The organism is Microcystis sp. M53603_WE2, assembly GCF_030065435.1.
Window position 1 is genome coordinate 1 of the sequence record NZ_JASJFF010001258.1, and the last position, 13452, is coordinate 13452.

Genomic DNA, 13452 nt, shown 5'->3' on the forward strand with positions numbered 1-13452 from the left:
ACTCGATTGTCTATCTTTTGGTATTAACCTGTTGATGCCTTAAGTCCTTCCCTATATGGATTTCAGCTACTTTTGAGCGTAGTTGCTCTCATCGAATTTTATTTTAAGTTAATTATTTGCATAACAATTCCCGAAGAGCCTGTTAAGTGCAGTTACGGAAATTCGTCCTGTTGATCTTCAAATTGCTCAAGATGAAGTAATGACAGCTAAGGCTAATGTAGAACGCGCTCAGGCGGAATTAGAATTATCCTATGTGCGTGCGCCCCATGCAGGAATAATTTTAAAAATTAATACTTTTCCTGGAGAATTAGTGAAAAATGAAGGGATTTTAGAATTGGGAAATATCCAAAAAATGTATGTGACAGCAGAAGTGTATGAAACCGATATTAGTCGAGTTAAATTAGGTCAATCTGTAACGATAAAAACCGATAAAATGCTCGGAGATTTAGAGGGAACTGTGGAAGAAATAGGTTGGAAAGTGGGACGACAAGATGTTTTAGGAACCGATCCTGTTGTCGATACAGATGCTAGAGTCGTCGAGGTAAAAATTAGCTTAGATCATCGCTCTAGTGCTAAAGTTAATCGGTTAACTAACTTAAAGATTAATGTGATCATTCATCCTAACTAAATAACTCATTCAGAAGATGAATATTCCTACTGCTTGGTTACAATTAGCTCATAAAAGAACTCGTTTAATTGTTGCACTATCTGGTATTATTTTTTCCACTGTGATTATTTTTATGCAGTTGGGAATTCGAGATGCTTTATTTGAGAGTGCTGTTCATTTACATAATAGTTTAGAAGGTGATGCTTTCCTGATTAGTCCTCGTTCTACATCCTTAATTGCCATGGAAAGTTTTAGTGAGCGAAGACTATTACAAGTCTTATCCTTTAATGAAGTGGAATTAGTCAGTCCAATCTATGTAGGCTATGCTCAATGGAAAAATCCCGATACAAAAAACTATTGGCGTAATATTTTTGTCATTGGAATTGACTTAAGATATCAAGCATTTAAGGCAGTGGGAATCAAAGAAAATTGGCAAAAATTAAAGATAAAATATACCACCTTATTTGACCAAAATTCTCGTAGAGAGTTTGGAAATATTGCTGAAGATTTCCAGAAGGGTAAAACTATTATTACTGAGGTGGGAAATTCTGGTAATAATCGAAAAATAGAAGTGGTTGGTCTCTTTGAATTAGGTACATCTTTTGGTTCAGATGGTAACTTATTAATGAGCTACCCTAACTTTTTAAGAATATTTCAGAATCGTTCATCTCGGTTCATTGATATTGGCTTAATTAAGTTTCAACCAGATATTGATCGGCAATCCTTACTCAAAAAGTTAAAGAAATATTTGCCGAAAGATGTCAAAATATTAAGCAAGCAAGAGTTTATTAACTTTGAAAAAAATTATTGGGCAACCAGTACAGCTATTGGTTTTATTTTTAATTTGGGGGTATTTTTAGGATTAGTGGTCGGGATTGTGGTTGTTTATCAAATTCTTTATACCAATGTTGCAGAACACTTAGCAGAATATGCAACTCTAAAAGCAATGGGATATCACAATCGTTATCTTCTGTGGCTCGTCTTTCAGCAAGCTCTGATTATTGCAGTATTAGGTTATATTCCTGGCTTTTTATTAGGGATGATTCAGTATTATTTTACCCAAAAATACACCTTACTTCCCATTGAAATGACCCCTACTAGAGCAATATTCGTCTTTGGCTTAACCTTGCTCATGTCCTTGATTGCTGGAGCCACGGCTATTAATAAGCTCCAATATGCCGATCCTGCCGATATTTTTTAGAGTATGTTTGAAAAGGTTTACGGGTAGTGTGGTCATCTAGGCAAGCCGCCTCAACAGGAGTCGGCTCATGCTGGGATAAATGAAAGCGGCGGAAGTTTCGGGTTAAGCTCATTTAAACCACTAATTGGCTATAACCAGTCTAGGAGAGTCATTTTTTATCGGTTATTTTTATCTCACATTCCTCGGGTTATCTTTTAGATCGGGATGTGATAGTTTTCTAAAGCTAATTTCAGTTGAGCAGGAATTGGAGTGGGTCTGGTTTCACTATCCTCTCGTCGCATACAGGCCGTCTGTTGTTCCCCTTTTGCCACTAATTCTTCCCCTTCATCAGTCACTCGCCAATATTCAAATAACATGGTAATTCGGTTTTGTTTAATCTCTCCTAAACGCATCCGAATAATAACATGATCAAAGGCAAATAATTCGGACAGATACTCACAGGATACTCGAACCGTTACTAAGGCTAATCCTTGGCATAATTCTGTGATAATATCTGGGGCATTATCTTTGAGAAACATTTCTCGACAACGACCTTGCCATTGCACATAATTGGCATAATAAACATTACCGACTAAATTGGTTTCTTGAAAACTGACAATGTGATGATATTCGTAGGCTTTCATCATGATTATTTAGCGATTTTTCGAGATTAACAACGGTTTTAAAAGAACGCTATTGACAATTGACCAATTTTGTCAGCTGCTTGTCCTCTTATTTGGTCGATTGTTGCTTAACAACTGCGATGGCAAATTCTACTCAAATATGTCTAAACCGCGCTCTGGGTAGGCAACCCATATAAAGTTCATTTTGTCAAGGATTGTTAAGATGCGCTTACCCTGAGGGGCATAAAGTAGGAATTTTAAGATGATCATAGGTTATCCTGATAATGGTAAACTAAACACAAGTTTTTTATTTTCTGATTATACCTCATGAATCAACCGTTAACTCGTTTTTCTCAAGAATGGTGGTCTGCCTATCAAACGACATGGAACGAACAAGAAAACTTAGGTAAAAAGTTCACTAAATTGGGAAAAGTAATTCTTTGGTTTAGTGATCATCAGGGGGTTTCTGTTTGTTCAGAATGGGATGATCAGGGTCAGATTGTTAGTTTAGAACTGATTGAAGAAATGGATGAATCTTTACCGATTTTTTCAGCAACTAGAGAAAATTGGGAACGATTTGTTAATCAAGAAATTGGTGCAGTTAAAGCGGTAATGACAGGGTTAATTGATTATCGAGGATCGATGACGATTATTGTTAAATATGGTCGTCACTTTGATTGTCTAGCAGAAGTAGCTCAAAAAGTCAATTAGTTATTTTACCTCCTAATTTCTCAGTAGTGCATTAAATCCTTCTTGTTGAAAATGGCGATCAAAAGTTAAAACATCGGAGATATTTTGTTGTCTCATAATCAACATCGAAGCACAATCTGTTAAGCTATAGCTTTTATCTCGTCTTTGGCGATAAAATAGCAATGCTTCGGTAAATAACTGAGAGGTTTGAGGGATAATTTCTACTGATGAGTCTTGGTGTAATTTATCTACAATATCTAGGGCAGCATCCCTTAAATACCCACCCCTTCCAGATAAGGCATTGAGTAATTCAGTTAACACCATTTCGCTAGTAACAGATAGAAATATATCTAATTCGTCGGTAATAGCTACAGAAGATTGATGTAAACTATCACGAGTGTCAACCAGTGCTTGAAGATAAGCAGTATCTAAAAAAATCTTTCTCATTCGTCTTCGTAATCCTCGTCTCTGGGTGCGCCATACATATAATGTTCAAAATTGCGAGCAAAATCTTTAGGTAATTTGTTCCACTCTTCAATGGGAACTTTTTCACCAATTTCCACAATGGCTTTCCAAAAGGGTTTGTGGTTAGCGGTTTCTAAGGAAGAAGTATCACTATTTTCGCAGGGGATAGGAGTAGGGTTAGAATTGTCCATTGTTTTTGAAAGATTAGGATATTATTTATTATATAGCAATTAGGTGGGAAAGGCATGGCTGAGGTGACAGCTAATTACGACAAAACATGGAAAGAAGCGATTAGCACTTATTTGGCAGAGTTCTTAAACTTCTTTTATCCCAATATTTATCAAGAAATTGACTGGAATCAAACCCCTATTTCCCTTGATAAAGAATTAGAACAAATTACGGCAGCTGCGGAAACTGAGCAACGCTATGCTGATAAATTATTGAAAGTTTGGTTATTAGATAATCAGGAAATCTGGCTTTTAATTCATATTGAAGTCCAAAGTCAATATGATCTAAAATTCCCTCAACGAATGTTTATTTATAATTATCGAGCCTTTGATTTGTACCATAAACCTGTTATTAGTTTAGCTATTTTAGGGGATGAAAGTAGGTCTTGGCGACCTAATTTTTATCAATATGGGTTAGGGGGAAGTCAAGTGAAAGTCGATTTTTTAATGGTCAAATTATTGGATTATCAATGGGAAGACTTAGAACAAAGTGAGAATATTTGGGCTATAATAGTCATGGCACACCTAAAAACTAAGGCTACGACTAATAATCTCAGGGAGCGTGAACAATGGAAGTGGAACTTAGTCAGAGGTTTATATCAAAGGGGATTAACCAAGTTTGAGATTATCAATCTAGGGAAATTCATTGATAAAATGATGACCTTACCCCCGCAACTTCAACTTAACTTTAAAACAAAACTCAGTCAATACGAGGAGGAAAACAAAATGCCTTTTTTAAGCACCATAGAAGAAATGGCTCTCGAAGAAGGAGCTAAATTAACTAGCCAAAAGTATATTATTTTAGCTTTACAAAGTCGTTTTGGGGAGATTCCTAATTCCCTGATTGAAACGATTAACCAAATTGAGGATGTGTCTGTCTTAGAGAGTCTTTTTGTTCCCAGTATTACTATTAATTCATTGGAGGAATTTCAACATTTAGTTAATGACTCTTTATCTTAATTAATACGAGGAGGAGAGCAATCATGCCTTTTTTAAGCACCATAGAAGAAATGGCTCTCGAAGAAGGAGCTAAATTAACTAACCAAAAACATATCATTTTGGCTTTACAAAGTCGTTTTGGGGAGATTCCTAATTCCCTGATTGAAACGATTAACCAAATTGAGGATGTGTCTGTCTTAGAGGGTCTTTTTGTCCCCAGTATTACTATTAATTCATTGGGGGAATTTCAACAGCTAGTTAATGACTCTTTATCATAATATGAGAAGGAGAGCAATCATGCTTTTTTTAAGAACTAGAGACAACTTTTCAGCACAATTAACTAGAAGAATAGGGTAAATACTCATTTACCCCCATTTTCCTAATACTTTCTTTAACTTTGGCTAAAATTTAAACTAATCTCCCCTCATTCATAGGTGGAAAACGATGATAATACATGGCAATCATCATGGGAATTAGAACCATTAAGTTATAGAAAAGATGCAGTTCTAACCGAGGAAACCAAATTTGTCCAATACTAATAGGAACGCGAGAATCCCATAAGTTTTGACCAATAATTGCCTGTCCTAAGAGTAAAGCGTGTTCAAAATGATGATAGAATTGTAATCCTAAGGCCAAATCCCACCAAAAACGCGCTTTTCCATGAAAAGAAGGACGAAAAATGGCTAACCCTAATAACATAAAAAGAGCGTGTCCATAGTGTAGCCATTCCGAGCGCATTAACCAAGGTTTCCAGAGTCCTAATAACCCTAAACATTCTGGTCTCGGCCATCCTAAACCCCACAATTGATAAGCTTGAATAATATGTTCTGAGATGTGGGCAATAGTCACTATCATAAAGATTTGCATCCCCAATTTATGCCAGCGTCCATTCATCGCATAAACGAAAGAACGGATGATATTTGAAATCAGTTGAATAGGGTTTCTTTGGTTGGGAATTTGTCGAACTGTAGTCATGATTTGGTTCTCCTGTGGTTTAAAAAAGGGTAAAACTGGATAAGTTTTATCAGAAAACCTTTGCTGGTTCTGTCTGAAGTAAGTTCGATTTTTCTGGAACTGTTTGGACAAATATTGCCAAGATGAAAGCTGTCTTGATTTCTCGGAAAGAAACAGGTAAAGTGATGATTAAATCCTTTCCTGAAGATAACCACAAAATAGGGGATAAAGGGGTTAATTGTTGAGAGAAAGACGATAAAGTTAACGGGATATCGAGACTCAAACCCGCTTTCTTAATACTTTCTTTAGCAGACCAAATGCGAGTCGCTGCCATATTAAAATCCTCATGATTCTCTTGACTAATTACCTCCGCTAAATTAAAGGAATTTTCCCCCAATAAATCGCGCCACATCTGCACATCACGGGGGATAATCGGTTCCAGATCGCATCCTGACGCACCCTTAAGCACAAGGGTTAAATCTTCGGCATGAGACACCGAAACCGTCTCGTTATCGCTTAATTCGGGCTTGCCATCCCCCCGACGCTGAATTACACTAGGGGATGAGGTTAACATCCCTAAACTGCGATCGCTTCTGACTCGTCTTTCTACCGTTGCATCCCGATCGAGAATTAAAGTTAAATCGACATTAGGCATCATCTCCTTGATCTTTCGTTCTAAATAACAGGGTAAAAGGGCTGGAATCCAGGGATCTTGAGGATTTCTGTGTTTAATCACCTTTAATTCCAATCCTTGCCACACTTCTAAGAGATTGCCATCGTTATTGAATACCTCAAGATCATAGACAAAGGTATCTCCTTGATGCAGTCTTTCTTTGGCTGAAACAAACTGATTTTCGCCTAAATTGACAGAATATACCGTTAAGCGTTCTATGCCAGTGGGTAAAATAGTGGCATGGGGAACACAAGCTTGTAAAGCATGGATAACGGCATCTCTTGCCCCTGCATCGCCTAAAATCAGGGATTGAGGTAAATAACGACTAAACCAAGCAGTTTTTTGCTCAATGTTAATTTCTGCAATACATTCGGTTGCTTTGAGATGAGAATAACCCTTAATTCGTTGAAATCTTGCTTTATGGAACAATAAATGACCATATAAGTCCTTATCTGGGTTAATTTGAGGGTTATTTTTTCCTTCTTTAAGGGGGACAGGGGGAATCAATGGACGACAGTCTGGCACCCCCACAGAAGAATGGCTGATGATGGCTTCAAAATGATCGATACTAAACCCTGTATTGGCACAGCGAATAACGGCCTTAACCTTTCCAGAATCGGTGATTAAGGTAGCAATTTGTATCTTTAAGGGTTGATCGGCAGAAACCACGATCGGACGGTTAAATTTAACCGATTCAAACCTTAATCCTCCAGTTTCCCCCTTGTTAAGGGGGACGGAAGGGGGATCTTGGTTTTCCCCCTTGTTAAGGGTTTGATCCTCCTTCCTTGCTAAGGTGGGGAGTAATGCAGTGGCCACCTGCGCGATCGCTTCTAACCCCAGGACACCGGGGAAAATGTATTCTCCTTGATAAACATGATCTTGTAAATAAGGATCATTGTCTAAGGATAATTCTGCTTCAGTAATCAGTTCAATTCCCGTGTAATGAACTTTCTTTGTCTCTAAAAAGCGTAAAAAAGATAATTCTTGCGGTTTTAAGCTTAAAGTCGGCGGTTCACCAAAACGCCCGGCGATGATGACAGAGGCAGTGGTTAGGGATTGATTTAAAAGTAAATGTAAGTATTTAATGCCAATATCGGGAGAAATAGGGGTAATACCTTCATTTCTTAGCTTTTCAACTGTTCCTAAACGTTCTCCCATGCCAATACCGGACCAAACCGACCATTCTAGGTTTAAACAGCGACAATTAGGGTATTTTCGACTAAATTCCCCTACAATATTCCCTAACCATTCATTGGCTAACCCATAGTCTGCTTCTCCTTTCAATCCAGTCTCGGCAATAATTGAACCGAAGGTGATTAAATAGTTGAGAGAATCGGGGTTAATTTCCGTTAAGATATGTTGCAAACCCTTGACTTTTGGAGCTAAAGTTGCTATGAAATCTTCTGGTTCGAGATGTTGAATTAATTTCGGTGTATTAACCCCTGCACCGTGTAAAATTCCCGTAATTTCTCCTAAATTTTTCTTAATTTCGGCGATAGTTTGCTGAACTGACTCAGCATCACTGACATCACAAGAATAATAATGGACTTGGATGTTTGCAGACTTCATTCTTGCTAAATTTTCGGCTAATTCTCGGTTATCTTCAGGTTGAGAACGTCCTAAAATCGCTAAGGTGGCTTTATTTTCTTTAGCTAAGGATAAGGCACATTCTGAGGCAATACCTCTCCCTCCTCCCGTCACCAAAAGAAGCTCCTTGATTTTGCTTTTATTTGACCTTTTTAGGGCTTTTTTCTGCTTAGGGTTATCGGTATCTTTTTCTAACCCTAACAAGTTTAATTGACGAACAAACCGTTTTCCGTTTTCATCATAATAAACTTCTGTATAGCTATCGGTTGCAGTGATTTCTGAGAGAATGATATTAACTGCATTGGGATGATGAAAAGGAATATCAATCACACAGGTGGGAATTTGACGATTTTCTAGATAAAAAGTTCTCGCAAAGGACGCATATCCTCCTCCTTGTTGAATCAAAATCAAGGGTTTTTTCTCTTTTATAGATAATTTTGCTCCTTTTAAAAGCAAACCAATTTCTGATTCATCAGGATAGGGTTTTAAACAAATAATGATCCCTTTTTCCTGCTCATGCTTTAAGGTGGGTTGTAAAACAGATAAGTTAGGTAATAAAGGATGATCAGCATGGGCGATAATATGCCAATTTCCCGCTTTTTCTCGATTTATTTGCTTTTTATCTGATTTAATTAACGGTTTTTCGATTAATTCAACCGTAAACGCACGCAGCCAATTATCAACACCCATCGGGATTGATTCTTGAGGAATTTGGGAATTATTTTTGCCTAATTCTTCTAAAGCTGCTGCTAGATCCTGAATAGTTGCATTGGCATAATCTGTCGGTGAATGGGGAGGAGATAAGTCTAACTGACGCGCTGCTTCGATCACTAATTGACTGACACTGATAGAATTAAGGTGCAGATCCGCCAACAAGCGATGATGATTTTCAATGGTTTCTAGGGGTAATTCTGTTTTTTGTGCCACCAATTGACGAATAACTTCAATTTTTGAGGTTTGAGGTTTCAGGTTTGAGGTATTAGGTTTGAGGTTTTGGCTATGATTAGGTAATAAAAGATCAATATTCTCTACTTTTGCCTGTTGACTTTTGCCCTTTGCCTTGATCTCACATGGATTGCCAATAAAATGGGGTTGATAGTCTAAATTAAAGGGACGACTAAATCTATCTTCAAATAACCCTTGATAGTTAACCTTGACACCATTAACAAACATTACTGCAACCGTTTTCAATAACCCTTGTAAAGACTCACTACTGCTATCGAGAGAAATTACGGGAATATCCGTTATATCTGCCACTAAACGGCTTAATATTGAACCAGAACCCACTTCAATGAATAAATCAACCTCTTTCTCTGCTGACTTGACTGCATCGATGAAGCGCACCGGTGAGATCATTTGTTCTAATAAAAGCGAGCGCCAGTCGGTATTTAATGGCAATTTTTCGCCCGTTACGGTAGAAATAACCGTTTTTTCCAGGGAATTTAAGGGATAAGTTTGTAAATAATCTTCTAAGGGTTGCACGGCCGGGGCCACTAGGGGAGAATGGAAAGCGTGGGAGACAGGCAAATAAACGGTTTTAATGCCTTGATTTTGGGCTTTTTCAACAACATCTTTAATCCCTAAGGCCTCTCCTGAGATTATTGTCTGATAGGGTGAATTTAATCCCGCAATCTCAACGATACGTCCATTTAATAAACTTTTAACCGTTTCTGCATCGGCGTTAATGCTGGCCATTCTACCTGTTGGGTGGCCCAGTTGTGCCATTGCTTGACCGCGAATTTTAGCTAGATTAATTAATTGAGTCTTATCATAGGCATTTGCCCAAAATAAAGCGCATAATTCCCCTAAACTGTGTCCTATGGCTAAATCTGCTTTAATATTTAAGTTTTCTAGGAGTTGTAACCCCCCTAGGCAAGCCGTAACGATCGCCGGTTGAGCAATATTCGTCACCGTGTTATCCTTACCCTTGGCTAACTGAGCCTTGTTATATAATTGTTTAATCACAGGAAAACGTCTTTCCCAGAGTCCCCCATGAAGATAAACTGGTGCGGATTGCCCCGGAAAGAGAAAACCTATTTTATTGATCTGTTTTTCGTGATTGGTAAAGATATTATCTAAATTTTGACCGGGGGGGATCAACGAGTGCAAGCCTTGCGCTCCTACAAGGTGATTGGTTAAGCTATCGGGGGAAGATGCAATAATGGCCAGACGATAGGGTAAATGAGGATTTACCTTTTTCGCTAATTCAACGGCAAGATCCGTCATTTCTGACTGGGATATGCGAGGAACAATATTTAATAACCGATTAACCTGTGCTTGTAAGTCTTCTTGACTATTTGCACTCAATAGGAATAACTCCGCATCTTGGGGAGAATGGATTAATTTTTGTTCCTGTGGCGTTAAAGTGTGACGACGAATCTGACTTAATCCCTCTATGATAATATGACTATTAATGCCCCCAAAACCCATGGCACTCACTCCTGCCCGTAAAGGTAAGGAATTTGGCCAGATTTGCCCCTCTTTTAATACCTGTAACCTTGCCTTGTCTTCGGTTAACCGAGCCTGAGGGCGATCGCATCCCGTCACTGGTGGTAAAATTTGACGATGAACCGCCATAGTCGCCTTAATTAACCCTGCTATCCCTGCCGCCGCCTTAGTATGGCCAATATTCGCTTTAATTGAACCAATAACGGCTTTATTTACCGTATCTGGATGAATACGAGATAAAACTTCTAATTCGGTTCCATCACCCACCGCCGTTCCCGTACCATGGCCTTCAAAATAAGCTATAGTATCCCCCGTAAATTCAGCCCGTTTATAGGCGCGATTTAAAGCAAATAACTGTCCTTCCACTTCTGGGCGAGTAATTCCCCCTTTGCCATCGGAAGAAATCCCCCAACCCTGAATAACAGCATAAATCCGTTTATTTTGGGCTAGGGCATCCCCATGACGCATTAACACCAGAAAACCGCATCCTTCCCCCGGAATAAACCCATTAGACCCTTGATCATACACTTTCATCTCCCCAGAGGCTAAGGCCCCCGTTTTGGCAAAACCCACCAACTCAAAAGGGTCCATACTAATATCCACACCCCCGACTAAAGCGATATCTAAATCTTCAGCGACTAAAGCCGAACAACCATTCGCTACTGCCAGTAAAGAGGAACTACAAGCCCCATCGACGATATATCCGCCCCCTTTTAAGTCAAAATAATTACAAATTCTCCCCGCTATCGTATTCGCGAGATTTCCCGCTAAAGACTCCTCTCCAATCGGTTCAAAGGGTTCTTTAAAGCGATTTTCTAATTCATTTAAGAAAATTTGCCGTTCTTTGTCCGATAATCCTTGTTTTAATAATTGTTCTTCTACCCTATGACGCACATAGGGCCAACGCAATCTTAGGGTATTAGCCCGCGATAACTCGCCTGTGAGAGTATTTCCCAGTAAAACCCCGGTTGTTTCTTTATTTAACCCCTTTCCGTCGGGAAATCCGGCATCATTCAACGCCTGAGACGCAATATCTAACGCTAACCAGTGGGCTAAATCAGCCGAACGAAAGGTACTCCCCACCACTTTATAAGCAATGCGATCGAATTCATAGCCCTCAATAACGGCAGCTTGAGTCGAATAAATGACATCAGGGGCGCTTTTATCGGGAGAATAGTAGTCACTTAACGATAATCGCTCTGAGGGAAAGCGACGAAATGCCCGACGCTGAGACAGGACATTTTCCCATAATTCCTGTGGAGAATCGGCATCAGGATAAAGACAAGCCATGCCAACAATAGCAATTTGAGGAGAAGCTTTCATAGTCAATGACCAGGAGAATGTTACTGTAGGGGCGTAAGGCTTACGCCCTTTTCATTTGTAGTTTGTAGCTAAAAGCTGTAGGGTGGGCTTTGCCCACAAAAACCGCATAATATATTGGTTAAGGAGTTGATAAAATGCCGGAAGCCTGTACTAGGGGTAATTTTGCTTTTAAGGGTTCAACCGCTAATATCAACCCTCTGAAACAACACACCAGCGTCAATCCGAAAAACATCCCAAAAACAATGTGAAAGGACATCAAAATGCCATAAGCAACGGCTACAGATGCCCCGAAAATTATCTGCTCACGGGGGTTAATTGGTGTTGTTCCCGGATCCGTTACCATATAGAAAGTAAAGAGGACAAAAGCCACCCCTGTCATGGGTAATAGGGCGGGGATTAACGCTGTGTGAAAGATAGCACTTCTGAGGATTGCTTGTAAGATAAAAGCCCCTAACCATCCCGCAATTAAAGGCAATTTACGAGTAAAACGGGCATTTAAAAACGTTCCCGTACAAACAATTAAGACGGGTAAAATCCAATCTGCCCAACCGCTTAAATTCTCGGTAAACTGATAGGGGGGCGCGATGCCAATCCAAGGAAATAAGAGTAAGGTAACGCTAATACCAAAATTAGAAGGATTGAGAAAATGACGGGTTTTATCCGCCACTTTTAACCGAAAAATTGCTTTAGATCCGATAGCCACCGCTACTGCAAACATAATCGGAAATAAACGCTCATTAGCATAGAGTAACATAGCGATCGCTAATGAGGTAATATGGGCAGAAAGCAGAAAATCGACAAACTGACCGATACTTCCTAAATATCTAGGTTTAAAGCTATTTACCCCAGCATCAACGCTTTCTAATAATAATTCTACGCTGTAACCTGTTGCTAAAGCCACCAGAGGTTGCGCCCAAGATTGTTCAAATCCGAGGACAGTATGACCTAAAATATTGAGAAAGGTAATCGCTATGGCAAAGCGTCGTAATCCTGCTAAACGGTTAGGTTGATAGGAAACCGTAGAACGCTCTACTGAAGAGCTAAAATAGGGAAGATTAAATAATTGAGTGGTCGTCATGGTTATTGTTGAAGATGAGTTAAAGGAAATTATCTTTCCCAAAAGTGATTTACTGAGTGATGAACCCCCTATGGAAACAGAGTTACATCTGCGTCAATTGATGCTTTTGATCCAATCACTAGAGTTATTATGGAAAGACCGCCAAGATTTCTATGCTTTTGGTAATCTGACTATTTATTACAGCCCTAATCAACGAAAATCAGAATATTTTAGGGGTCCTGATTTTTTTGTGGTTTTGGGAGTAGCAAGAAAACCGCGTAAAAGTTGGGTAGTGTGGGAAGAAGAGGGGAAATATCCCCAGGTCATCATCGAGATTTTGTCTGATTCAACGGCAGAAACTGATAGAGGTTTAAAGAAAGAAATTTATCAGGAAACTTTCCGGACTCCTAATTATTTTTGGTTTGATCTCACCAGTTTAGAATTTAAGGGGTTTCAGTTGATGGCAGGAAAATACGAAGAAATTGCAGCGAATGAACAGGGCTGGTTATGGAGTCAACAGTTAGAATTATTTTTAGGGATTCATCGGAAATTTTGGGTCTGAAACCCCGCCGTTCTAGGTTGGCTTTACGTTAGAATTAAAAGGCCAGTCTCGAAAACCAAGTGGACGGCGCAGCACCTTGAAAACTCGGCTTAGGGGGTTCCGACCAGAAAAGCTTGG

At 39.2% G+C, this 13452-nt stretch carries 12 protein-coding genes; 6 read left to right on the forward strand and 6 right to left on the reverse strand.

The features are described 5' to 3' along the window. The first annotated feature begins 139 nt into the window (after nt 1-139). Together PX481_RS26360 and devC are read left to right on the forward strand one after the other, a co-directional pair. A complete protein-coding gene (locus PX481_RS26360; protein ID WP_288027733.1) occupies nt 140-628 on the forward strand; it encodes an HlyD family efflux transporter periplasmic adaptor subunit in 489 nt (162 codons plus the stop codon). A 16-nt stretch (nt 629-644) separates the two neighbouring features. Then, nucleotides 645-1808, forward strand: coding sequence for an ABC transporter permease DevC (gene devC / locus PX481_RS26365; RefSeq protein WP_002762582.1), 1164 nt, complete (start codon nt 645-647; stop codon nt 1806-1808). 194 nt (nt 1809-2002) lie between these two features. Here devC and PX481_RS26370 read toward each other — a convergent pair whose 3' ends face one another. Next, complete coding sequence (locus tag PX481_RS26370; protein ID WP_002762580.1) at nt 2003-2434, reverse strand: acyl-CoA thioesterase; 432 nt, start codon at nt 2432-2434, stop codon at nt 2003-2005. A gap of 303 nt (nt 2435-2737) precedes the next feature. Here PX481_RS26370 and PX481_RS26375 point away from each other — a divergent pair, with 303 nt between their 5' ends. Next, a complete protein-coding gene (locus tag PX481_RS26375) occupies nt 2738-3121 on the forward strand; it encodes a hypothetical protein (protein ID WP_002762579.1) in 384 nt (127 codons plus the stop codon). Between the two features lie 12 nt (nt 3122-3133). Here the strand turns inward: PX481_RS26375 and PX481_RS26380 are convergent, their stop codons facing one another. After that, the gene (locus tag PX481_RS26380; protein WP_002762578.1) at nt 3134-3547 is read right to left on the reverse strand and encodes a type II toxin-antitoxin system VapC family toxin; all 414 of its coding nucleotides are present in this window, start codon (nt 3545-3547) and stop codon (nt 3134-3136) included. Further along, on the reverse strand, nt 3544-3756 hold the full coding sequence (locus PX481_RS26385) for a hypothetical protein (RefSeq protein ID WP_002762577.1): 213 nt from the start codon (nt 3754-3756) through the stop codon (nt 3544-3546). The genes PX481_RS26380 and PX481_RS26385 overlap by 4 nt, the downstream gene beginning before the upstream one ends. 54 nt (nt 3757-3810) lie before the next feature. Here PX481_RS26385 and PX481_RS26390 point away from each other — a divergent pair, with 54 nt between their 5' ends. Beyond that, nucleotides 3811-4752, forward strand: a complete 942-nt coding sequence (locus tag PX481_RS26390; protein WP_288027728.1) for an RpnC/YadD family protein — start codon at nt 3811-3813, stop codon at nt 4750-4752. Between the two features lie 23 nt (nt 4753-4775). After that, nucleotides 4776-5009: a hypothetical protein gene (locus tag PX481_RS26395; protein WP_002762575.1), complete on the forward strand. Its 234-nt coding sequence runs from the start codon at nt 4776-4778 to the stop codon at nt 5007-5009. 130 nt (nt 5010-5139) lie between these two features. Here PX481_RS26395 and PX481_RS26400 read toward each other — a convergent pair whose 3' ends face one another. The 3 genes from PX481_RS26400 to PX481_RS26410 all read right to left on the reverse strand — a co-directional run bounded on the left by PX481_RS26400 (nt 5140) and on the right by PX481_RS26410 (nt 12794). Then, nucleotides 5140-5706 (reverse strand): hypothetical protein, encoded by a 567-nt coding sequence (locus PX481_RS26400; protein WP_288096904.1) that lies wholly within the window; start codon nt 5704-5706, stop codon nt 5140-5142. Between the two features lie 49 nt (nt 5707-5755). Further along, nucleotides 5756-11716: a type I polyketide synthase gene (locus PX481_RS26405; protein ID WP_288096906.1), complete on the reverse strand. Its 5961-nt coding sequence runs from the start codon at nt 11714-11716 to the stop codon at nt 5756-5758. Between the two features lie 118 nt (nt 11717-11834). Next, nucleotides 11835-12794 (reverse strand): enediyne biosynthesis protein UnbU, encoded by a 960-nt coding sequence (locus tag PX481_RS26410; RefSeq protein WP_288096908.1) that lies wholly within the window; start codon nt 12792-12794, stop codon nt 11835-11837. Between PX481_RS26410 and PX481_RS26415 the strand changes: the two genes are divergently transcribed. Continuing rightward, the gene (locus PX481_RS26415) at nt 12793-13335 is read left to right on the forward strand and encodes a Uma2 family endonuclease (RefSeq protein WP_012264720.1); all 543 of its coding nucleotides are present in this window, start codon (nt 12793-12795) and stop codon (nt 13333-13335) included. The genes PX481_RS26410 and PX481_RS26415 overlap by 2 nt on opposite strands. Nucleotides 13336-13452: the final 117 nt, after the last annotated feature.